Origin of the sequence: Marinobacter sp. ATCH36 (assembly GCF_023555055.1) — a bacterium.
Classification (GTDB): domain Bacteria; phylum Pseudomonadota; class Gammaproteobacteria; order Pseudomonadales; family Oleiphilaceae; genus Marinobacter.
This window is the reverse complement of the sequence record NZ_JAMJPL010000004.1, coordinates 124,032-144,676: the sequence shown is the minus strand read 5'-3', so window position 1 is coordinate 144,676 and position 20,645 is coordinate 124,032. Positions and strand designations below refer to the sequence as shown.

The 20,645-nt window shown below is 58.1% G+C and carries 21 protein-coding genes; 18 read left to right on the top strand and 3 right to left on the bottom strand.

From position 1 onward, the window contains the following. Window positions 1-6: 6 nt before the first annotated feature. The 17 genes from fliF to flhB all read left to right on the top strand — a co-directional run bounded on the left by fliF (window position 7) and on the right by flhB (window position 15,122). Window positions 7-1,707 carry a flagellar basal-body MS-ring/collar protein FliF gene (fliF, locus tag M8010_RS13730; protein WP_250092060.1) on the top strand — a complete coding sequence of 567 codons (1,701 nt, stop codon included), beginning with the start codon at window positions 7-9 and terminating at the stop codon, window positions 1,705-1,707. Then, the gene (fliG, locus tag M8010_RS13725) at window positions 1,700-2,740 is read left to right on the top strand and encodes a flagellar motor switch protein FliG (protein ID WP_250092058.1); all 1,041 of its coding nucleotides are present in this window, start codon (window positions 1,700-1,702) and stop codon (window positions 2,738-2,740) included. The genes fliF and fliG overlap by 8 nt, the downstream gene beginning before the upstream one ends. Continuing rightward, window positions 2,740-3,612 carry a flagellar assembly protein FliH gene (locus M8010_RS13720; protein WP_250092056.1) on the top strand — a complete coding sequence of 291 codons (873 nt, stop codon included), beginning with the start codon at window positions 2,740-2,742 and terminating at the stop codon, window positions 3,610-3,612. Before fliG ends, M8010_RS13720 begins: the two co-directional genes overlap by 1 nt. Further along, entirely contained in the window at window positions 3,593-4,975 is a 1,383-nt protein-coding gene (gene fliI / locus M8010_RS13715) for a flagellar protein export ATPase FliI (protein ID WP_250092055.1), read from the top strand. Before M8010_RS13720 ends, fliI begins: the two co-directional genes overlap by 20 nt. After that, the gene (gene fliJ / locus M8010_RS13710; RefSeq protein ID WP_250092052.1) at window positions 4,975-5,415 is read left to right on the top strand and encodes a flagellar export protein FliJ; all 441 of its coding nucleotides are present in this window, start codon (window positions 4,975-4,977) and stop codon (window positions 5,413-5,415) included. Before fliI ends, fliJ begins: the two co-directional genes overlap by 1 nt. 124 nt (window positions 5,416-5,539) lie before the next feature. Next, window positions 5,540-5,845 carry an STAS domain-containing protein gene (locus M8010_RS13705; RefSeq protein ID WP_250092050.1) on the top strand — a complete coding sequence of 102 codons (306 nt, stop codon included), beginning with the start codon at window positions 5,540-5,542 and terminating at the stop codon, window positions 5,843-5,845. Between the two features lie 32 nt (window positions 5,846-5,877). Next, on the top strand, window positions 5,878-7,623 hold the full coding sequence (locus M8010_RS13700; RefSeq protein WP_250092047.1) for a SpoIIE family protein phosphatase: 1,746 nt from the start codon (window positions 5,878-5,880) through the stop codon (window positions 7,621-7,623). 14 nt (window positions 7,624-7,637) lie between these two features. After that, window positions 7,638-7,982 carry an Hpt domain-containing protein gene (locus tag M8010_RS13695; protein ID WP_250092044.1) on the top strand — a complete coding sequence of 115 codons (345 nt, stop codon included), beginning with the start codon at window positions 7,638-7,640 and terminating at the stop codon, window positions 7,980-7,982. Between the two features lie 107 nt (window positions 7,983-8,089). Then, complete coding sequence (locus M8010_RS13690) at window positions 8,090-9,244, top strand: flagellar hook-length control protein FliK (RefSeq protein WP_250092042.1); 1,155 nt, start codon at window positions 8,090-8,092, stop codon at window positions 9,242-9,244. Window positions 9,245-9,398: 154 nt separating this feature from the next. Next, window positions 9,399-9,908, top strand: coding sequence for a flagellar basal body-associated FliL family protein (locus M8010_RS13685; protein ID WP_250092040.1), 510 nt, complete (start codon window positions 9,399-9,401; stop codon window positions 9,906-9,908). A gap of 73 nt (window positions 9,909-9,981) precedes the next feature. Continuing rightward, complete coding sequence (gene fliM / locus M8010_RS13680) at window positions 9,982-10,983, top strand: flagellar motor switch protein FliM (RefSeq protein ID WP_250092039.1); 1,002 nt, start codon at window positions 9,982-9,984, stop codon at window positions 10,981-10,983. Continuing rightward, the gene (gene fliN / locus M8010_RS13675; RefSeq protein ID WP_250092037.1) at window positions 10,976-11,500 is read left to right on the top strand and encodes a flagellar motor switch protein FliN; all 525 of its coding nucleotides are present in this window, start codon (window positions 10,976-10,978) and stop codon (window positions 11,498-11,500) included. Before fliM ends, fliN begins: the two co-directional genes overlap by 8 nt. A 1-nt stretch (window position 11,501) precedes the next feature. Beyond that, window positions 11,502-11,981 carry a flagellar biosynthetic protein FliO gene (fliO, locus tag M8010_RS13670; RefSeq protein WP_250092036.1) on the top strand — a complete coding sequence of 160 codons (480 nt, stop codon included), beginning with the start codon at window positions 11,502-11,504 and terminating at the stop codon, window positions 11,979-11,981. 1 nt (window position 11,982) lies between these two features. Continuing rightward, a complete protein-coding gene (gene fliP / locus M8010_RS13665; protein ID WP_250092034.1) occupies window positions 11,983-12,747 on the top strand; it encodes a flagellar type III secretion system pore protein FliP in 765 nt (254 codons plus the stop codon). Window positions 12,748-12,759: 12 nt separating this feature from the next. Next, the gene (gene fliQ / locus M8010_RS13660) at window positions 12,760-13,029 is read left to right on the top strand and encodes a flagellar biosynthesis protein FliQ (protein WP_250092032.1); all 270 of its coding nucleotides are present in this window, start codon (window positions 12,760-12,762) and stop codon (window positions 13,027-13,029) included. A 6-nt stretch (window positions 13,030-13,035) separates the two neighbouring features. Then, window positions 13,036-13,818 (top strand): flagellar biosynthetic protein FliR, encoded by a 783-nt coding sequence (gene fliR / locus M8010_RS13655; RefSeq protein WP_250092031.1) that lies wholly within the window; start codon window positions 13,036-13,038, stop codon window positions 13,816-13,818. Window positions 13,819-13,985: 167 nt separating this feature from the next. Beyond that, complete coding sequence (gene flhB, locus M8010_RS13650; RefSeq protein WP_250092030.1) at window positions 13,986-15,122, top strand: flagellar biosynthesis protein FlhB; 1,137 nt, start codon at window positions 13,986-13,988, stop codon at window positions 15,120-15,122. Between the two features lie 367 nt (window positions 15,123-15,489). On the opposite strand, the gene M8010_RS13645 is transcribed toward flhB, so the two are convergent. From M8010_RS13645 to upp, 3 genes are read right to left on the bottom strand one after another with little or no spacing between them, the layout of a single operon-like run. Continuing rightward, window positions 15,490-16,359, bottom strand: a complete 870-nt coding sequence (locus tag M8010_RS13645) for a class I SAM-dependent methyltransferase (RefSeq protein WP_250092027.1) — start codon at window positions 16,357-16,359, stop codon at window positions 15,490-15,492. Beyond that, the gene (locus tag M8010_RS13640; protein ID WP_250092026.1) at window positions 16,340-17,596 is read right to left on the bottom strand and encodes a uracil-xanthine permease family protein; all 1,257 of its coding nucleotides are present in this window, start codon (window positions 17,594-17,596) and stop codon (window positions 16,340-16,342) included. The genes M8010_RS13645 and M8010_RS13640 overlap by 20 nt, the downstream gene beginning before the upstream one ends. Window positions 17,597-17,598: 2 nt before the next feature. Then, the gene (upp, locus tag M8010_RS13635; RefSeq protein ID WP_250092024.1) at window positions 17,599-18,237 is read right to left on the bottom strand and encodes a uracil phosphoribosyltransferase; all 639 of its coding nucleotides are present in this window, start codon (window positions 18,235-18,237) and stop codon (window positions 17,599-17,601) included. A 228-nt stretch (window positions 18,238-18,465) separates the two neighbouring features. On the opposite strand from upp, the gene flhA reads away from it, so the two are divergent. Then, window positions 18,466-20,634 (top strand): flagellar biosynthesis protein FlhA, encoded by a 2,169-nt coding sequence (flhA, locus tag M8010_RS13630; RefSeq protein WP_250092022.1) that lies wholly within the window; start codon window positions 18,466-18,468, stop codon window positions 20,632-20,634. Window positions 20,635-20,645 lie beyond the last annotated feature (11 nt).

Sequence of the window (20,645 nt, the reverse complement as noted above, 5' to 3'; positions counted from 1 at the left end):
AGACCCATGGCCAGCGTACCTGCTGAAACCTCATCCTCGAATATGCCTGCAGCGCGTGGTGAAGACACCGGCGAAAGCCGCAGTGACCTGATCTTCGGGTTCAACCGGCTGAACCTGCTGCGGCAGGTGGGCCTGATGGTGGGGCTCGCCGCCAGTGTTGCCCTTGGTGTCGCCGTGGTTCTGTGGGCGCAGGAGCCCAATTACCAGCCGGTAGTGGGGGATATGTCGGGGTACAATCCCCAGGACGTTACGACCATTCTCGAAAGCAACGGTATCGATTACCGCATGGACCCTCGCACGGGAGCCCTGCTGGTGGCTTCCGATGAGGTTTATAACGCCCGCCTGAAGCTGGCTGCCGAAGGCGTGACGGACGAACAGACCATCGGTTATGAGTTGTTGGATCAGGACCGTGGCCTGGGTACATCGCAGTTTATGGAGACCATCAGTTTCCGTCGGGGCCTGGAAGGGGAATTGGCACGCACCATTGGTAGCATGAGAACGGTGCGGTCTGCCCGGGTTCACCTGGCCATTCCCGAGCGTTCGGTGTTTGTGCGAGATGCGCGCACGCCGACGGCCTCAGTCTTCCTCGAAGTGATTGCTGGCCGCCGGCTTGAGCAGGAACAGATCGCGTCGATTGTAAATCTGGTCGCCGGCAGCATTCCGGAAATGTCCAAGGAAAATGTCACGGTCGTTGACCAGAGTGGCAACCTGCTGACTGGTCGTGACGAAGGCGGCGACAGCCGTCAGATGGAAGACCAGTACGATTACACCGCCCGTGTCGAGGATCGCCTGACGCGCAGGATTGCCTCACTCGTGCGTCCCGTGGTCGGTGATGGCAGGTTCCGCGCGGAGGTGGCGGCGGACCTTGATTTTTCTTCGGTGGAGCGGGCCGAGGAGCTCTTCAATCCTGAGCAGCAGGCAGTCCGTAGTGAGCGCCAGATGTCCGAGCGCCGGGCCGGTGGCGCTGCTGGCGGTATTCCTGGTGCTCTTGCCAACCAACCACCGGCCCAGGCTGAAGTGCCGGAGCAGGCCAACGGCGCCGAAGAGGGTGAGGCACAGGCACCGCCGGTGAATGTGCGCGAGGAATCAACCCGTAACTATGAGATGGATCGAACGGTCAGCTACGTTCGTCAGGAGCTTGGCCGGGTAAAGCGGTTGTCTGTAGCCCTCGCTGTGGATGACATGAAAGTGGTCGACCCCCAGACCGGAGAAGTCAGCTATGAACCCTGGCCCGAACAGGAACTGCAGCGTCTGACCATGCTGGTCCGCGACGCCGTTGGCTATTCTGCTGCCCGTGGCGACAGTGTTACGGTAATGAACACGGCCTTTGCGGCCGAGGAACAGATTGAATTCGAGGTGCCGGGATTCTGGGAGCAGCCCTGGTTCTGGGACCTGATGAAGCAGGTACTGGCAGGGCTGGTTATCCTTGTGCTGGTACTGGGACTGTTGCGCCCGACCCTGAAAAGCCTTTCCGGTGGTGGCCGCAGCGAACGCCGGGGCGATTCTGGTGATGACGGCTACGAAGGCCTGGATGGCATAGAGGGTGGCGACGCCCTGCGGGATGCCATGCACGCGCAGGATGATCTGCTTTTGCCAGGCGCAACAGACAGCTATGATAGGCAGCTAAATGCACTGAAAGGCCTGATCGCGGAAGACCCCGCGCGGGTTTCCCAGGTGATGCGCCAGTGGGTGAACGTCGATGACTGATGAGAACAACCGCCAGCCTGAGGCGCCGCAAAAACCCCAGCGGAAAATTCCGCGGGTAGAGCAGGCGGCGATCCTGCTGATGTCGCTTGGCGAAAACGACGCCGCCGAAGTGCTCAAGCACATGGGCCCGAAAGAGGTTCAGCGGGTTGGCGTGGCCATGGCGCAGATGAAGGACGTCAGCAAGGATGATGTTACTTTTGTGCTGAACCAGTTTGTCGAGGCCGTAGGTGGCCAGACCGGCCTGGGTGTTGGCAACGATGACTACATCCGTACCATGCTCACCCAGGCTCTGGGTGACGACAAGGCCTCCAGCCTGATTGACCGGATACTCATCGGTGGCAACACTACCGGCCTGGACACTCTGAAGTGGATGGAACCTCGCGCCGTCGGTGACATCATTCGGTACGAACACCCGCAGATTCAGGCCATTGTTATTTCCTACCTTGACCCGGACCAGGCAGCTGAAATTCTCGGCACTCTGGACGACAAGGTGCGCCTGGATGTAATGATGCGGGTTGCCTCGCTGGAAAGTATTCAGCCCCAGGCACTCCAGGAGTTGAACGACATCCTCGAGAAGCAGTTCTCCGGTGGGTCCGCTGCCCAGACCAGCCGCATTGGCGGGGTCAAGCGCGCTGCTGACATCATGAACTTCATGGACCGCAACATCGAAGGCGGCCTGATGGATTCCATCAAGGATATGGACCCGGACCTGGCCTCTACCATCGAAGATCTGATGTTCGTCTTCGACAACCTGAAGGACATCGATGACCGTGGAATTCAGGCGCTGCTGAGGGAAGTGTCTTCTGAAGTACTGGTCGTGGCGCTCAAGGGCGCCGATGATGGAGTTCAGGAAAAGATCTTCAAGAACATGTCCAAGCGTGCTGCCGAACTGCTGCAGGATGATCTGGAGGCCAAGGGCCCGGTGCGTGTCAGTGAGGTTGAATCCGCCCAGAAAGACATTATCACCATTGCCCGTCGTATGGCTGAAGCCGGTGAAATCACTCTCGGCGGCTCTGGCGAAGAAATGATGTGATGAAAGATCCCCGTCGCAACCTCGATCGCATTCCCAAGGAAAACCTCACCGCGTATGAGCGCTGGGAGTTGCCATTGCTGGACGCCCGGGGCAACGAGGTGGCCCGGGAAGAGGAGCGCGAAGTAAAGCCCCTGACCGCGGCCGATATTGACGAAATCCGCCATGCTGCCCACGAAGACGGCCATAACGAAGGCCGGGAAGCCGGATACCAGGCAGGTTTCAATGAAGGCCGGGAAAAGGGGCATCAGGAAGGTTATGAAGCCGGTCTTGCCGAGGGTCGCGAGCAGGGAACCGAGCAGGGACTGGCGGAAACCCGCAAGGAAGTCGACGCCAAGCTGGACCGGCTGGAGCATTTGCTCGGCGAGTTGCTGATTCCCATCCGGCGTCACGAGGATGAGCTGGAAACCGCACTGGTCAATCTGACCACCGTACTCTCTCGTGCCGTTGTATTCCGGGAACTGTCACTGGACTCCTCCCATATCGCTGAAGTGGTCCGGCGTGCCATGGCGTCGCTGCCGTCCACGACAGAAAATGTTCGCGTTCACATTCACCCCGACGACTATCAATGGGTCAGCGAGATTGCCGGAAAGTTCGAGGCAGCTACCTCCGTTGTGGAGGATGCTTCGATTTTGCGGGGTGGCTGCAAGCTCGAGACCCGACATAGTCTGGTGGACTTCACGGTGGAAAAACGTTTCCAGAAAGCCATTCAGGGTATGCTGGACAAGCAGTTGGATAACGACAATTCAGCTGAAGGGGAAGAACTTGACGCCATGATGAGTGACCTTACTGACTTTCAGCATGGCGTGCTTGATTCCGACGAGGAAGAGGTGAACGAAGACAAAGGTGAAGGTGATGACGGCGCATCTGGCTGAACGCCTGACAAGATTGCAGGACTCGTTCACCGGCGAACCGCAACCGGAGCTCTCCGGCCGCCTGACGCGGATGGTTGGCCTTACCCTGGAGTGCGTTGGCTGCCCCATGGTGGTGGGCGACCGCTGTGTGATTACCGGGCAGGGCACCGGCACTGTGGAAGCAGAAGTGGTCGGTTTCGAGGATGAGCGGGTTTACCTTATGCCCCTGACGGCCATTGAAGGACTTCGCCCCGGTGCACGCGTGGTGCCGTTGTCCGTGGCCAGCCGGGTGCCGGTGGGGCCGGAACTGCTGGGACGGGTGGTGAATGGCAATGGTGAGCCACTGGATGGCAAGGGACCATTACAGTCGGAAGCCCGGGTTTCCCTCAGCGGCGATATCATCAATCCTCTGGACCGGGCCCCGGTTCGCCAGTCCATGGACGTGGGAATTCGCGCCATCAATGCCTTGATGACCGTCGGTCAGGGGCAACGCCTGGGCTTGTTTGCCGGCAGTGGCGTCGGTAAAAGTGTGTTGCTTGGCATGATGACCCGCTTCACCAACGCCGATATAACCGTGGTCGGGCTGATAGGTGAGCGGGGCCGCGAGGTTAAAGAGTTTATTGAGGATATCCTGGGTGATGAGGGGCTTGATCGCTCTGTGGTGGTTGCTTCACCCGCCGACGATTCGCCCTTGATGCGGCTCCGTGCCGCCATGCTGACTACCCGTATTGCGGAATACTACCGAGACCAGGGTAAGCGGGTACTGTTATTGATGGATTCGCTCACCCGCTATGCCCAGGCTCAGCGTGAAATCGCCCTGGCAGTGGGCGAGCCGCCGGCTACCAAGGGCTATCCCCCATCCGTATTCGCAAAGTTACCGCAACTGGTGGAAAGAACCGGCAATGGCCGTCCCGGTGGTGGCTCGATAACGGCGTTCTACACCGTGCTGACAGAAGGTGATGACCAGCAGGACCCTATTGCCGATGCGGCGCGGGCAATTCTCGATGGCCACATTGTGCTGTCCCGGCGATTGGCTGAGGAAGGTCACTATCCGGCGATTGATGTGGAGGCATCCATCAGTCGTGTCATGCCACAGGTGACGGAACCGGAACACTTCGCCCGAGCACAGCGTTTCAAACAGGTATATTCCCGCTACCAGCAGGCCCGCGACCTGATCAGCGTTGGAGCCTATGTAAAAGGGTCTGATCCGGAAACCGATTTTGCCATGACCCATATCGGTAACATGGGGCAGTTCCTGCAACAGGGACTGAACGAAAGCGCCCCCCTTGAGGAAAGCATTCAGCAACTGTTGGCAGTTGTGCCGGAAAGGCGATCTCCCGACCGGTCCAAAACTCCGCCGGCCTTGAAGGGAGAGGGTAGCTGATGTTGCGATCCCAGCGGCTGGCCGTTGTGCTCACTCTTGAGGAACGGAAGGAAAAGGCGGCTTTGGAAAAAATGGCTGAGGCCCAGCAACACCACGAGGCCCAGCGCCAGCAGATTGACAATCTGGAGCGTTACCAGAGGGAGTACCGGGAACAGATTCGCAACAGCCAGCAGGGCGTGGTGTCGGTGGCCAGGCTTCAGGGTTGGCAGGCATTTATTGCTCAGCTGGATCAGGTAATTGGCCAGCAACAGAAACTACTTGTTCAGGCGGAGAACCGGCTCAGGGTCTGCCGTGAAGAATGGCAAAGAGCCTGGGAGCGACGCCGGGGAATGGAAAAGTATATTGAAACCTGCCGCCGCCAGGAACAGCGGGAGCAGGACCTGAGGGACCAGAAGCAGATGGACGAGGCTGCCGGGCGAATCTTTGCAAGGCGTCGCTGAAAGGGCAGCGGGCATTGTAGTGTGGGTGCAAAATCAGTGTGGTGAGCTATCCTGTAACACAGGACGCCCCCCGAGGCTTATGCTGTTCCCTGTTACTACACCCGCACTTCATGGAGGCTCCGGAATGCCGATTCAGACGCATCGCAGTGAGGACGGTCAAACCCTGACCATAAAAATTGAAGGGCGCTTCGACTTCAGTACCCATAAGGCGTTTCGTGATGCCTATGAACTTGGTGATGAAAAGGTGACGGCTTTCGTGGTGGACTTGTCCGACACCACCTACCTCGACAGCTCGGCGTTGGGCATGCTGCTTTTGCTGAGAGACTATGCCGGTGGTGACAGTGCCAGGATACGTATCGAGAACTGCAACAGTGACGTGCGCCGCATACTCTCCATATCCAATTTTGAACAGTTGTTCGCGATTCGCTGAATCATGATATCGCTGGGTCGCGGAGGTTTGTTGTGGATGATTCACTCTCAGACAACCGGCCGCTGAAGATTCTGATCGCCGATGACAGCGACAGTGACCGTCTGATCCTCAAAACCCTCCTCCGTCGTCTTGGCCATGAGGTGGAAGACGCCAGAAACGGCGAAGACGCTGTCGGGATTTTTCGAAAGTCCGGCGCCGATATCGTATTGCTGGACGCGTTGATGCCGGTGATGGACGGGATGGAGGCCGCCCGTCACATCAAGGCGCTGGCGGGCGAGCGCCTGGTACCGCTTATCTTTCTGACCTCGCTGTCTGATGCCGACGCCCTGGTTCGTTGCCTGGAAGCCGGGGGCGATGACTTTCTGACGAAACCCTATAACCGCATCATTATTGAAGCCAAGATCAACGCATTTAACCGCATGCGATTGATGCATCGCACTTTGAGCCACCACCGCGACGTGATCCGCGACCGCAACCGGCAGCTTCTCGAGGAACAGGAAGTTGCCAAGCGGGTATTCGACAATGTCGCCCACACCGGCTGTCTGGATGCGCCCAATATTCGCTATCACGCATCACCCATGTCGATATTCAATGGCGATGTTCTGTTCGCCTGTCCGCGCCCGGCAGGGGGAATGCATATACTGGTTGGCGACTTTACCGGCCATGGCCTCCCGGCAGCCATTGGCGCCATGCCGGTGGCGGAAATTTTCTATGGCATGACCAGTAAGGGCTTCAGCGGCAGTGATGTGCTGCGGGAGATTAACCAGAAGCTATGTCGGATCCTGCCTACCGGCATGTTCTGTTGTGCGGCATTGATTCAGGCAGACTTTCATCTGAATCAGTTGCAGATTTGGAACGGAGGGCTGCCTGACGGCGTCCTGATAAGGAAGAACTGCGTTTTTGAGAGCATTGCCTCGCGGCATCTGCCGCTGGGTGTACTTGGCGCCACACGGTTCGATGCCGTTATGGAAGTGTTTCGCACTGAGCCGGGCGATACCCTGCTGATGATGACCGACGGCGTTATGGAAGCCGAAAATGGTGATGGAGAGATGTACGGCGAGGAGCGCGTGAAACGATCGCTGGATGACGTTAGTAATGGGCGCTCGCCCTTCGATGCAGTGATGGCCGGAATCCGTTCATTCACCGGCAAACGACCGGAACAGGATGATGTAACGTTACTGTCGCTTGAAATGGCAGAGGAATCCGAGCTGGCAGGGGTGTCGGATGGTTTGCAGCAATCGGCACTGGAAGGTCCCGCGGAATGGCACTGCGTCTACGAGATCCAGGACCGATCGCTGGAGCAGTTCAGCCCACTGCCGCTGTTGCTTCATATCTGTATGGAGGTGCCCGGGTTGCGTCACAAGAGTGGAGAAATTTACACGCTGCTAGCTGAGCTATACACCAACGCCCTGGAGCACGGTGTTCTGGGCCTGTCCTCGGACTGGAAAACCACACCGGACGGTTTTGGCCGCTATTATGCCGAACGGGAACGGCTCTTACGGGCAGTATCAGACCACTTTATCCGGTTTACCCTGACTCACACCATGACTGACCGGGGAGGGCAACTGACCATCGTATGTGAAGACAGTGGCAGCGGGTTCAATTACCTTGACGTCTCCGCAGTCGGTAGTGAAAGTGGTTATTCCGGGCGGGGGCTGATGCTGTTGCAGAAGCTGGGGCGATCTCTCAGCTTCGGGGAATATGGCACCCGGGCGGAAATTGTATATGATTGGCATTTTTCTGAGGTTGCTGCCCGGGAGGGCCGCGCTAACACATAGACAGGGGGTTGGTCATGACGGACAAGCCACACCTTGATCAAGAGGCACTGACCGAGTTGCAGGATGTGATGGAGGATGAATTCGATATCCTGATCAACACCTACATCAAGGATTCCTCGGATCGCATTGCTCATCTGCGCTCGGCTCTGGAACAGGAAGACGCGGACGGCTTTTCGAAATCCGCACACAGCTTCAAGGGAAGTTGCATCAATATTGGTGCTCCCAGGCTGGGAGAACTTTGCTCCGAGGCTGAAAAGGCCGGGCGTGACAATCGCCTGGGAGAAGCCGCTGCCATGGTCAATGCGATAGAGAGCGAATTCCGGCAGGTAGAGGAAACTCTCCGACGATTTCTGGAGTAACTCGATAAAATGGTATTGCTTTTGCCCAGAGTGGCACTGCTTTTGCTGAATAACCCGGTAACGCAGACAGATGCATTCCAATCAGCAAAAAGCGGCAAGAGGTTGCCATGTCCCAGATGGTTCTTCCCCAGACATCCCCACAGGGGCCGCAGTCCGATAAAGGCGTAAAGCCAGGCCCGGACGGCCGCGAAAAAAACGGTGATAGTGATTTTGATACGGTTTCCCGTTCCGAGCAGCAGCGACTCGACCAGAAACAGGCCGAAAAGCGGGATCTGGCCCGGGAAAGGAAAAGCGACAAACACAACGATGACCGCAACGAAGCCGCCGCGGCCACGGATGCCCGTAATAGAGACAGCCGTGCCAGGGGCGCGTCCGACGAACCTTCGCAAACCGCCAAGTCGCAACAGGCCAAGGATCAGGACCTTCCTGAAGAGGCCACTCCTCTGACGTTTGCCGGTTTGCAGGAGTTGCTCATGCCGGCTGAAGGCAGTAAACAGATGCTGGCAACCGGTAAAAGTGTCGCACAGGCAGGCGGCAACGGTGCAACCCCGGGGGTGGAGGCATTTGCCGGATTTATGGCGGGCCTTCCTGGCGCTACCGGCGGCAAACCTGGCCAGGGTAATGGAAGTGGTGTGGGCGCTGGGGCCGGCCTGACCTTGACCGAGGCGTTTATGTCAGGTCTGGCCGCAGATGCTAACCGAACCCAGGAAACGCCGTCGGCTCAGGGGGCTATTCGCTTTCAGGCGGCGGCAGAACTGGCCAGCCAGCAGGTTGCCAATCCCAATAGTGCAAAGTTGCCAGCCGAGGCTGCCGCGCTGCGGGGATATACCACGTCGATCGATGTACCGGTCAATCACGCGGAGTGGGGCGACAAGCTGGTTGGCAAGCTGACCTGGCTGACCGCGCGCAATATGTCGGTTGCTGAAATACACCTGACACCACCGGATATGGGGCCAATGGAAGTTCGGGTCCAGGTTCAGCAAGAACAGGCCAATATAACCGTGCACTCGGCCAATCCTGCCGTTCGGGACCAGTTGGAACTCCACAGCCACCGCCTCAGGGATATGTTGAGCGAGCAGGGATTATCCCTCGAGCAGTTCGACGTGTCGGACTCTCCTCAGCAACAGGCCGGTGAGGAGGGCCCGGGTGAAGAAGGAGGCAGCGGCAGTGGCGCCCTGGCAGACACGGGCCCGGAAGATCAGGACCTGCAATCGGAATCCCTGGATCTGACCTGGAAAGGCGAAGTCGATATCTTCGCCTGAACGCATTTCCCTCCCCGATAATTCTTCTTTTGCCCATCCTCCACAGCAACGCTAGACTGCTGTTCTGATAAGGAGGATGGCGCTATTTGGCCCGTCCTTTGCTTATAACTCTATAAAACCTGTCCGGTTGACGGATTTCTGGCAGAAGCGCGATATGGCTGAAGACAAAGCGCCCGAAGTGGCGCCAGCAAAGAAAGGCAAACTCAAGCTGATTATATTGCTGGTATTGGTGGTTATTCTGGCTGTGGGACTCTCCGTGGTCGGAACCCTGTGGTTCCTTGGCGGAAATATCCCCGGTATTACGGGTGAAGACAGCGAAGAGGTCACTGAACAGGTTGACGTCTTTGAGCCCAGTACTTACAAAGTGCTCGAAAAGGCGCTGGTCACAACGGTACAGGCAGAGGGGCGGCAGCGTTATGCCCAGGCCTATCTTGCCTTTGAAGCCAACAATCCCGAGGCGTTGGCTGCCGCCAGCAAGCACATGCCACTGCTGCGAAGCAGATTGATCACTATTCTCGGGGGCCGGAGTTTTGACGACTTACAGACGCCGGAGGGTCGGCAGGCATTGGCCGATGGTATGCTGGAGGCGGTCAACGGCGCTCTCGAGCAGGAAGGAGAGCCGCCCTTGCTGAGGGTGCTTTTCAGGAACTTCGTAGTCCAGTAGAAGAGCACAGTAAACAGCTCGGTAATCAGCGAACAAGGGCCCGGCCAGGGCGGACACAGGGGCAGAGAAACGTATGCAGGACTTACTGTCACAGGACGAAATCGACGCGCTCCTCCACGGGGTGGACGACGGCGATATTGATACCTACGACGAAGCTGACGAGGAAGGTATCAAGTCCTACGACCTTGCCAGCCAGGATCGTATTGTCCGTGGCCGCATGCCCACGCTTGAAATGATCAACGAGCGTTTTGCCCGCTATACCCGAATCAGCCTTTTCAATCTGTTGCGCCGCAATGCCGATGTGTCCACCGGTGGCGTCCAGATCATGAAATTTGGTGAATACATCCATACCCTCTATGTGCCTACCAGCCTGAACCTGTGCAAAATTCGGCCCCTGCGGGGAACGTCCCTGTTTGTGCTGGATGCCAAGCTGGTGTTCAAGCTGGTGGACAACTTCTTTGGCGGGGAGGGCCGCCACGCCAAGATTGAGGGCCGTGAATTCACGCCGACTGAAACACGTATCGTGCAGATGGTGCTGGACCAGGTTTTCCACGACATGAAGGAAGCCTGGCACGCGGTTTTGAAGGTGGACTTCGAGTACCTCAGCTCTGAGGTAAACCCGGCCATGGCCAATATCGTCAGCCCCAGTGAGGTGGTGGTGGTCAGTACCTTCCATATTGAGCTGGATGGCGGTGGTGGTGAACTGCACATGGCGCTGCCTTATTCGATGATTGAGCCTATCCGGGACGTGCTGGACGCCGGCGTGCAGAGTGATATCGATGATGTGGACGAACGTTGGGTCAGTGCCCTGCAGGAAGACATCAAGGAGGTCAATGTTCCCATCAATACCACGGTGTGCCGGCGCCGGATTTCCCTTCGCGAGATTGCCAAGCTGAAAGAAGGCGACATCATTCCGGTGGAAATTCCCGAATTACTGACCCTGACTGCCAATGGTATACCCGTCTACAAAGCCACGATGGGTACCCGCGATGGCAAACTGGCATTGAGAATCCATGAGCGGGCAACCAGGCCCAAGCTTAAAAAGCAACTGAAGGTGGGACGCAGCAATGGCTGATGACGACAAGAAAGACGAGCAGGAGCTCAGCGAAGACGAGAAGCTCGCTGCCGAGTGGGAATCCGCCATGGAAGAATCTGGCGATGCCGATGACGACAGCCGCGAGGACGAGTGGGCGGCTGCCATGGCGGAAGCGGGCGAGACCGGCGACGGAGATGATGATGCCGATTCCCGGAAACGCAAAGACAACGTACGCACGGCCCCCATGGAAGAATTTCCGGAAGGTACCAGCTTCCATCAGGGTGATGGTCCGGCACCGGATTTGGACGTTATTCTGGATATTCCCGTCACTATCTCCATGGAAGTGGGTAATACCCAGATTCCGATCCGCAACCTGTTGCAACTGAATCAGGGCTCGGTGATTGAACTGGACCGACTGGCGGGTGAGCCGCTGGACGTGCTGGTTAACGGCACCCTGATTGCCCATGGTGAAGTGGTGATGGTCAATGAAAAGTTCGGCATCCGCCTGACGGACGTGATCAGCCCTGGCGAACGCATCAAGCGGCTGCAGAAGTAATATGACGCTGATCCCTGGCTCTGTGCTTCGAAACGGGTTTTTCGGCTATTTTCTGACGCTGTTGGCGCCAGCCCTTGTGGCGGCCCAGGAGCAGGAAGTCCCGGCCCGGGAAACCACATCAGCGCCTGATACCCTGGTTACCATGCTGACCCTTGGCGCCGGTTTGCTGGCGGTACTCGCGCTTATTTTCGGTTGTGCCTGGATCGTGCGGCGCATGGGCGGAATGAGCGGTGGTAACACCCGTGCCATCAAGGTGGTGTCGGTGATGCCCATGGGTACACGGGAGCGTATAGCGCTGATCGAAGTGGGAGGCACGCAGATCCTGGTGGGCGTAACCCCGTCCACCATTCGCACCCTGCATGTATTTGACAAGCCAGTCGTCAGCGCCGGTGAGCCGGTATCTGGCGACTTCGCGCGCAAACTCCAGGGCATGATCGGTAAATCCTGGAGCTCCGGTTCTTCATCGAAGGACGGCTCCTGACATGTTGGCGCGTGTTCCCGGGCGTGTCCTCGCCTTACTGACCCTGATTCTTTTCACTACCTGGGCTCCTGCTGCAGTGGCGGATATACCGGGGATCCCTGCCTTTACGGTAACGCCCGGCGAAGAGGAGGGTGTGCAGGAATATTCGGTATCGCTGCAGATACTGGCGCTGATGACTGCGCTGACCTTCCTGCCTGCGATGCTGATGATGATGACGTCGTTCACCCGCATCATCGTGGTGTTTGCCATACTTCGCCAGGCCCTTGGTCTGCAGTCCACGCCCTCGAACCAGATCCTTCTAGGCCTGACACTCTTCCTCACGATTTTCATCATGAAGCCGGTGCTGGAAGAAGTGAACGAGGTGGCGCTTCAGCCCTATATGCAAGAGGAGCTATCCTCGCTAGAAGCCGTGGAGCAGGCCAGCCAGCCATTCCGCGAGTTCATGCTCGCCCAGACCCGTGAAAGCGACCTGGGCCTGTTCATGCGCATTGCAGACGAACAATACGCAACTCCCCAGGACGTCTCTTTCTGGGTGTTGTTACCGGCGTTTGTCACAAGCGAGCTGAAAACCGCCTTCCAGATCGGGTTTATCCTCTTTATACCGTTTCTCATTATCGACATGGTGGTGGCCAGCGTGCTGATGGCCATGGGTATGATGATGCTTTCACCGATCATCATATCACTGCCGTTCAAAATCATGCTGTTTGTACTGGTGGACGGCTGGGCCCTGATCATGGGCACCCTGGCTGCCAGTTACGGGATATAGGGGAATGCAACCATGACGCCCGAAACCGTTATCGACATCCTGCGTGAAGCCCTGTGGATGATCGTGCTGCTAGCAAGCCTGATCATCGGCCCCGGGCTGGTGATCGGTCTTGTGGTCAGCACCTTCCAGGCTGCCACTCAGATCAACGAACAGACCCTGAGCTTCCTGCCACGCCTTTTGGTCACCCTGATCACCATAATCGTGATGGGTCCCTGGATGCTGACCCAGCTACTCGACCACGCGGAACGGCTGATCACCAGCATTCCCTACCTGATCGGTTGACCGGGCATGCCCACGGAAATATCAGCTGACCTGATCAACCAGTGGGTAGGGCAACACCTGTGGCCCCTGTTCCGCCTGGCCAGCTTCATGATGGTCATCCCCTTTATTGGTACCCAACTGGTACCTGCCAGAGTCCGGCTCGGCCTGGCCCTGATCATCACCATCCTGGTGGTGCCGATGATTCCCCCGGTACCGCAAATCGATGCCTTCAGCGCGGATGGGGTAGTGATCACCCTCCAGCAGATCCTGATCGGCGTAGGCATGGGCTTCGCCCTGACCGCGCTGTTCCAGCTATTCGTGGTGGCCGGCCAGATGATCGCCATGCAAATGGGCCTTGGCTTCGCCTCCATGGTCGACCCGGCCAATGGCGTCAACGTGCCCGTGCTGGCACAGATCTACAGCATCACCATCACGCTGCTGTACCTGGCCATGAACGGCCACCTGGTGGCCTTCGAAGTCTTCATCGAAAGCTTCCGCACCCTGCCCATCGGCCTCGAAGGCCTGGGCCAGTCGGGCGTCTGGGAGCTGGCCCACCGCATCAGCTGGATGTTTGTCTCCGCTCTGTTATTGGCGCTGCCAGCGGTAACCGCTGTATTTATCGTCAACATCTCCTTCGGCGTAATGACCCGCGCCGCGCCCCAGATGAATATTTTCGCCCTCGGCTTCCCGATTGGCCTGATTTTTGGATTATTTGCCATATGGGTGCTGCACGCCAATTTTCTGCCGCACTTCGAACAGTACACAAGAGAAACGTTCGAATTCATGCGAAACCTGCAGGGCCAGCCGTAACGGTTAATGGTCTACCTCGAAAGTTTGCCGAGGTCGGTGGGGATGGCTATCCAAAACTGTGCGGAGCCATGGATGGCGGAGCTCAAGCGTCACATGGATGTGCCGAAGGAGCGTGTTTTGGATAGCCATCCCCACCGACCGACACTTCAAAGCTAAGACAGCAAAACATGGCAGAAGAAAACGACAACAGCCAGGAGAAAACCGAAGAGGCCACCCCCCGAAGGCTCGAAAAAGCCAAGGAGGATGGCCAGACCGCGCGCTCCAAGGAACTGGCCACCATGGCCGTCCTGCTGGCCGGCGCCGGCGGCCTGCTGATGTTCGGCGCCTCCATGGGTGGGGCCATGGAAAACATAATGCGCGACAGCTTCGTGATAGAACGCTCCGCCATCTTCGACACCCGCCACATGAGCGTTCAGCTGATCGCATCAACCAAAGAAGCTGCGCTCTCACTGGCCCCATTACTGATCCTGCTATTAGTTGCCGCCATTGCCGGCTCCATTGGTATCGGTGGACTGCTCGTCAGCGGCAAAGCCATCGCCCCGAAACTCAACCGCATGGACCCCCTCAAGGGCCTGAAACGCATGTTCTCCATGCGTTCCTTGATCGAACTGGTCAAAGCCATCCTGAAAGTAGGCCTGGTTCTGTCTGTGGCCATCCTGATCCTGAATCTGCGTACCGAGGATCTGCTCAGCATCTCGGAAGAACCCGCCAGGTCTGCCATGGAACATGTGTTGTGGACCCTGGGCTGGAGTTTTTTCATCCTCGCCTGCGCCACCATCGTCATCGCCGCCATCGACGTGCCGTTCCAGATATTCGATCACCAGAAAAAGCTGCGTATGACCAAGCAGGAGGTGAAGGACGAATACAAGGACACCGAAGGCAAACCGGAAGTGAAGGGCAAGATCCGCCAGCTTCAACGGGAAATGGCCCAGCGTCGGATGATGCAGGATGTGCCCGGTGCCGATGTGGTCATCACCAACCCGACCCATTATGCGGTGGCGCTGAAGTACGACCAGAAGAAGATGGCGGCGCCAATTGTGGTCGCCAAGGGGTCCGACCAAACCGCCTTCAAGATTATGGAAATTGCCCGCGAAAACAAGGTGGAGATCCTCCGCACGCCACCTCTGACCCGGGCGGTCTATCACAATACCGAACTGGGCGGCGAGATCCCCGACGGCCTGTACATGGCCATCGCCCAGGTTCTGGCCTACGTGTTCCAGCTCCGCCAGTTCCGTAAGGGGCGCGGTGAGAAACCCCACGTGCCGGACTTCCCCATACCTTCGGATATGCGGCGGGATGGGTGAGCCCGGTGTTTGCCCTCTTGTAGCCTGCGCGCTGCAGGGAGGTGGTTCTTCAGGTGGGCTTCCCAAAACACGCTCAAGCACATCCCTGTGGCGCTTGAGCTCCGCCATCCATGGCTCCGCACAGTTTTGGGAAGCCCACCCGAAGAACCACTTTTGACTCCTCAGATATCGCGAATAACCTGAAGCATAAACTTTGAGTCGGGGTTGGCGATATCGCCGTTGCCCGAGAGGGTGTGGGGAAGGGGCTCCCAAAAACGTGGAGCGCCAGGGATGGCGCGACCGAGCCCTACAGGGACGTATTCACGGGCGTTTTTTGGCAGCCCCTTCCCCACACCCGCCGCCACCGACCCATCAGGCTACAAGAAGGCTACGACGAAGCCTCAACAACCCGAACCATAGGATCATGCCGGCTATCGGGAATCGGAAGGCGGCGGTAAAAGTCGGTGGGATTGTTAACGGTAACGGAAGGGAAGCCGCAGGCCGCAAAGTGCTCGGCGGCTTCCTGGTCGTTGAGGAAATGGAAACTGACGTCACTTCGCGTAATTGCTCCCAGTATCCCGCCGAGGGATTTCAGGCTGCCGCGCAGCAGCGGCTGCTTTGGCATCAGGTAGCTTTCGGAGAGGTAGACCGAGCCCGGGCGTTGTTGCATCAACTGGGCCAGGCGTCTCCAGAACCGTGAAATAACCGGCAGCGAAAAGTAGCCGGTCAGGCCTTCGGTGACGACGATCATCGGGGCATTATTGGCGAAAGCCCTGCCGACAACCGTCTCCAGTGACTGCTCGCCGGACTCCGCCAGAATATCGACGGGCATCACCTGGTGATGGTCACCCAATCGACCAGATACCAGCAACCTTGAAGCCTTGCGGGTGGCCATGTCAGGGAGATCGGCCTCCACCATGTGGATCAGCGGGTGCTTGTCCCGCAAGCGGATACCTCTCGGGGACATGCCGCAGGCGATTTCCAGTACCTGGGTAACGCCGCGTTCCAGCGCCTGTTCGATCAGGTGGTCAATGATCAGGTGGCGCTGCAGCAGGAAGGTGCGGATGTTGCCGCCGATGAGGGCCTTGCTGCTAGCTTCGAAGGGGGTCATCAGGTGGTAAAGCCAGCGGCCCTGGTCCGTGGCGAGCACGTCATCTGAGAGCCCGTGCCGGTGCCAGACGGCACCGGTGTAGAGGGCGGTAAAGCTGATGCCGGAGCTGTCTTTACCGGCGTTGGCTTTAGAGGGTGTCGTGCTCATGGATCTTTTTACCCCATGCCTCGCCGCTACCCGGCAGGATCAGGTTCAGGGCAATGGCCACTACGGCACACAGGGCAATGCCTTCCAGATTGCCGATCGCCATGCCGCCGATACCGAATACCAGGGTAACGGCGACGATGACCAGGTTGCGGGCCTTTGACAGGTCCACCTGGTGACGGATCAGGGTATTGAGGCCTACAACCGCAATAGAGCCGAACAGCAGGCAGAGAATGCCGCCCATGACCGGCGCTGGAATAGTCTGCAGGGCCGCGCCGAATTTACCTACGAACGCCAATACGATGGCAATGCACGCCGCCCAGATCATCACCTTCGGGTTGAAGTTCCTGGTCAGCACCACCGCACCGGTGACTTCAGAGTAGGTGGTGTTGGGCGGGCCGCCCAGGGCAGACGCTGCGCTGGTCGCCAGGCCATCGCCAAGCAGGGTGCGGTGCAGACCTGGCTTTTCAAGGTAGTTTTTGCGGGTAACGGTGCCAATGGCCAGGATGTCGCCGATGTGCTCGATGGCCGGTGCTATGGCAACCGGGATCATGAACAGGATGGCCGCCCAACTGAACTCCGGCGCCACGAAATTGGGGACGGCAAACCAGGGTGCTTCGCTGATGGGGGACAAATCCACGATGCCGGCAATGGCCGATAGAATGTAACCGACGATAATGCCAAACATGATCGGAATCAGCCGGAAAATACCGCTGGACCAGACGGCCATGATCACCGTTATGGTCAGGGAAATCATCGCGATCCAGATGGCGGTGTCATAGGGCACCAGTTGTTCCGCGCCATCACCGGTGCGACCGGAGGCCATGTGAACAGCGACCGGCGCCAGACCCAGGCCGATGACCATGATCACCGGGCCGATGACCACCGGCGGCAACAGGCGGGTAATGAAGCCGGTGCCGCGCAGGCGCACAGCACCACTGAGGATAATATAGAGAATACCCGCCGCCATCAGGCCGCCCAGCGTTTCCTCAAGGCCAAAACGGCCCTTGGCGGCGATGATGGGGGCGATAAAGGCAAAAGAGGACGCCAGGAATATGGGGATCTGCCCGCCGGTGACAATATGAAAAATCAGCGTGCCAATGCCGGCAGTAAACAGAGCAACGTTGGGATCCAGGCCGGTGATCAGCGGCATCAACACCAGTGCGCCGAAGGCCACCAGCAGCATCTGTGAGCCGGCAATGGCCTGCTTCCAGATTGGGTCGTTCAGGTGGTCCTGCATGCTCAGACGTCCTTCTGCTTGGTGCCGAATATTTTGTCACCGGCATCGCCGAGGCCGGGGAGGATGTAGCCTTTCTCGTTCAGCCGCTCGTCAATGGATGCTGTATAGATGGAAACATCCGGATGCTTTTCCAGCACTTTGTCGATACCTTCCGGTGCGGCCACCAGCACAAGGGCGCGTATTTCATGGCTGCCTGCCTTCTTCAGCAGATCGATGGTTGAAATCATGGAACCACCCGTCGCGAGCATAGGGTCGACGATCATGGCCATGCGCTGGTCAAGCTCTCCCACCAGTTTTTCGAGATAGGTACTGGCCTCCAGGGTTTCTTCATTTCTTACCTGACCAACAACGCTGACGCGAGCCCCGGGAATCAGGGTGAGCACACCGTCCAGCATGCCCATGCCCGCCCGCAAAATGGGGACAATAGTGATTTTCTTGCCCTGGATCTGTTCGATTTCCACAGGGCCGGCCCAGCCTTCGATGGTTTCTTTCTGTAGGGAGAAATCCTTGGTGGCCTCATAGGTCAGCAGGGCGCCCACTTCCTGGGCCAGCTCGCGGAAATTCTTGGTGCTGATGTCGGCGCGGCGCATGAGACCGAGTTTATGGCGGATTAGGGGGTGTCTTACCTCGTGGATTGGCATGGGTTCACCTTTTTGCGTTCTGGGCTGTGTCTGAATGCTGGATGCAGGCGTGAAAGCCGGTAAATGGCGCAAGGATACCGTATATCGGCATGTCCGTCAGGCATGGCTCACAGAAAAAACCTCAGCTCTGGTACGGATCTTGCGAATACACCTCGCAACGATGCATCGGCGTCAAAAAAACCACCCGCGAGAAACCGCGGTTAACCGCTAATCGGAGAGTTTTCCGGCATGGACCGAGCGTTAGTCCTAAATAATGTCAAATCCCTGACGCGGGGTAATCTGGGCGTTCCCGTCATGCTGATGGGGTTGCTGGGCATGATGATATTGCCCATGCCGGCGTTCATGCTGGACGTGTTTTTTACTTTCAATATCACTCTTTCCATCGTGATTCTGCTGGTGTGCGTATACGCCCTGCGCCCGATGGAGTTTGCGTCCTTTCCCACGGTATTGCTGGTGGCCACGCTGCTCAGGCTGGCGCTTAACGTAGCGTCGACACGGATTGTGCTGCTTAACGGCCATGAGGGCGGAGATGCCGCCGGTAAAGTCATCGAATCTTTCGGTGCGGTGCTGATTGGCGGCAACTATGCCGTCGGCCTGGTGGTATTCGCCATCCTGATGATCATCAACTTTCTGGTGGTCACCAAAGGTGCTGGCCGGGTTTCCGAGGTGAGTGCCCGTTTTACCCTGGATGCCATGCCCGGCAAGCAAATGGCTATTGACGCAGACCTGAATGCCGGCCTGATCAACCAGGACGAGGCCAAGCACCGCCGTTCCGAAATCGCCCAGGAGGCGGATTTCTACGGTTCCATGGACGGTGCCAGCAAGTTCGTCAAAGGTGACGCGGTTGCCGGCCTGTTGATTCTGGCCATCAACCTGATCGGCGGTATCGCCATCGGCATGGTGCAGCACGGTCTGGATTTTGGCACTGCGACCCAGAACTATGCACTGCTGACCATTGGTGACGGCTTGGTGGCGCAGATTCCTTCGCTGCTGCTGTCCACCTCTGCCGCGATCATGGTGACCCGCGTAACCTCCAGCCAGGATATGGGTGGCCAGATATTGCAGCAGATGTTCAATGCGCCAAAGGCGCTGGGCATCGCGGCGGTGATTCTTGTCATTCTCGGGCTGATTCCAGGCATGCCTCACGTGGCTTTTCTGGGTCTTGGCGCTATTTCTGGTGCCATTGCCTGGTATATCTGGCAGCAGGAGCGTCAGACGGTTGAAGAGGAGGGTGTGTTCCCCGCCCGGGGCGGCGGCGCGAGACCGGCGGGTCGGGATATTCCGTCCGGCGGCGATGGCGGTGACCAGAGCGCTCAGTTACCGCCTCCGGGCGAGACCCGGGAGCTGGGTTGGGACGACGTGGCAACGGTAGACATTGTTGGCCTGGAAGTGGGCTATCGGCTGATTCCCCTGGTGGACAAGTCCCAGGGTGGACAGCTGCTCAGCCGCATCAAGGGTGTGCGCAAGAAGCTCTCCCAGGATCTTGGGTTCCTGATGCCGTCGGTCCACATTCGCGACAATCTGGACCTGATGCCCAATGTGTATCGCATCACCCTGATGGGAGTAACGATCGCCGAGGCGGAGATTCATCCGGACCGGGAGCTGGCCATTGATCCGGGGCAGGTGTTCGGCAAGATCGAGGGTATTGAGGGCAAGGACCCGGCCTTTGGTCTGGATGCCAGCTGGATCGAGCCGGACAGGAAAGATCAGGCACAGACCCTGGGCTACACCGTGGTGGATGCCAGTACTGTGGTGGCCACTCACCTCAATCAGATCCTGCAGAAACACGCCCATGAATTGCTGGGCCACGAGGAGGTCCAGAAGTGGCTGGATCAGCTCGAGAAGGTGTCTCCGAAGCTGGCGGAAGAGCTGGTGCCCACCACTATTTCCATCAGTCTGTTGCTGAAAGTGTTGCAGAACCTGCTCAAGGAAGAAGTGCCGATCCGCGATATGCGTTCCATTGCCGAGGCCATTGTAAATGTGCATCCGAAGAGCCAGGACCCGAAATTGTTGACGACAGTGGCACGCCAGTCACTGCGTCGGATGATTGTTCAAAGCATCTGCGGCAACGACTCCGAAATCCCGGTGATCACCCTGGATCCAGACTTGGAACAGTTATTGCTGAAGTCAATGCAGCAGAGTCAACAATCCGGCGGTCAGGAAGACATCGGGCTGGTGCTGGAGCCGAATATGGTCGAGAAGCTCCAGCGTTCGCTCCAGGACAGTGTCCAGCGCCAGGAGATGTTGGGCAAACCGGCAATATTGTTGGTGTCCGGGCCGCTGCGGCCGGTTCTGGCCAAGTTTGCGAGTTTCGGGGTAGAGCGATTGCACGTGTTGTCGTACCAGGAAATTCCGGATAACAAACAGATCACCATTGTGGCATCCGTCGGCCAGTAAAGGCCGCGGAC

What these genes read in the sequence shown, in the direction of transcription:
- fliF (WP_250092060.1), top strand. Translation starts at nt 7, where the DNA reads ATGGCCAGCGTACCTGCTGAAACCTCATCCTCGAATATGCCTGCAGCG.
- fliG (WP_250092058.1), top strand. Translation starts at nt 1,700, where the DNA reads ATGACTGATGAGAACAACCGCCAGCCTGAGGCGCCGCAAAAACCCCAG.
- M8010_RS13720 (WP_250092056.1), top strand. Translation starts at nt 2,740, where the DNA reads ATGAAAGATCCCCGTCGCAACCTCGATCGCATTCCCAAGGAAAACCTC.
- fliI (WP_250092055.1), top strand. Translation starts at nt 3,593, where the DNA reads ATGACGGCGCATCTGGCTGAACGCCTGACAAGATTGCAGGACTCGTTC.
- fliJ (WP_250092052.1), top strand. Translation starts at nt 4,975, where the DNA reads ATGTTGCGATCCCAGCGGCTGGCCGTTGTGCTCACTCTTGAGGAACGG.
- M8010_RS13705 (WP_250092050.1), top strand. Translation starts at nt 5,540, where the DNA reads ATGCCGATTCAGACGCATCGCAGTGAGGACGGTCAAACCCTGACCATA.
- M8010_RS13695 (WP_250092044.1), top strand. Translation starts at nt 7,638, where the DNA reads ATGACGGACAAGCCACACCTTGATCAAGAGGCACTGACCGAGTTGCAG.
- M8010_RS13690 (WP_250092042.1), top strand. Translation starts at nt 8,090, where the DNA reads ATGTCCCAGATGGTTCTTCCCCAGACATCCCCACAGGGGCCGCAGTCC.
- M8010_RS13685 (WP_250092040.1), top strand. Translation starts at nt 9,399, where the DNA reads ATGGCTGAAGACAAAGCGCCCGAAGTGGCGCCAGCAAAGAAAGGCAAA.
- fliM (WP_250092039.1), top strand. Translation starts at nt 9,982, where the DNA reads ATGCAGGACTTACTGTCACAGGACGAAATCGACGCGCTCCTCCACGGG.
- fliN (WP_250092037.1), top strand. Translation starts at nt 10,976, where the DNA reads ATGGCTGATGACGACAAGAAAGACGAGCAGGAGCTCAGCGAAGACGAG.
- fliO (WP_250092036.1), top strand. Translation starts at nt 11,502, where the DNA reads ATGACGCTGATCCCTGGCTCTGTGCTTCGAAACGGGTTTTTCGGCTAT.
- fliP (WP_250092034.1), top strand. Translation starts at nt 11,983, where the DNA reads ATGTTGGCGCGTGTTCCCGGGCGTGTCCTCGCCTTACTGACCCTGATT.
- fliQ (WP_250092032.1), top strand. Translation starts at nt 12,760, where the DNA reads ATGACGCCCGAAACCGTTATCGACATCCTGCGTGAAGCCCTGTGGATG.
- fliR (WP_250092031.1), top strand. Translation starts at nt 13,036, where the DNA reads ATGCCCACGGAAATATCAGCTGACCTGATCAACCAGTGGGTAGGGCAA.
- flhB (WP_250092030.1), top strand. Translation starts at nt 13,986, where the DNA reads ATGGCAGAAGAAAACGACAACAGCCAGGAGAAAACCGAAGAGGCCACC.
- M8010_RS13645 (WP_250092027.1), bottom strand. Translation starts at nt 16,359, where the DNA reads ATGAGCACGACACCCTCTAAAGCCAACGCCGGTAAAGACAGCTCCGGC.
- M8010_RS13640 (WP_250092026.1), bottom strand. Translation starts at nt 17,596, where the DNA reads ATGCAGGACCACCTGAACGACCCAATCTGGAAGCAGGCCATTGCCGGC.
- upp (WP_250092024.1), bottom strand. Translation starts at nt 18,237, where the DNA reads ATGCCAATCCACGAGGTAAGACACCCCCTAATCCGCCATAAACTCGGT.
- flhA (WP_250092022.1), top strand. Translation starts at nt 18,466, where the DNA reads ATGGACCGAGCGTTAGTCCTAAATAATGTCAAATCCCTGACGCGGGGT.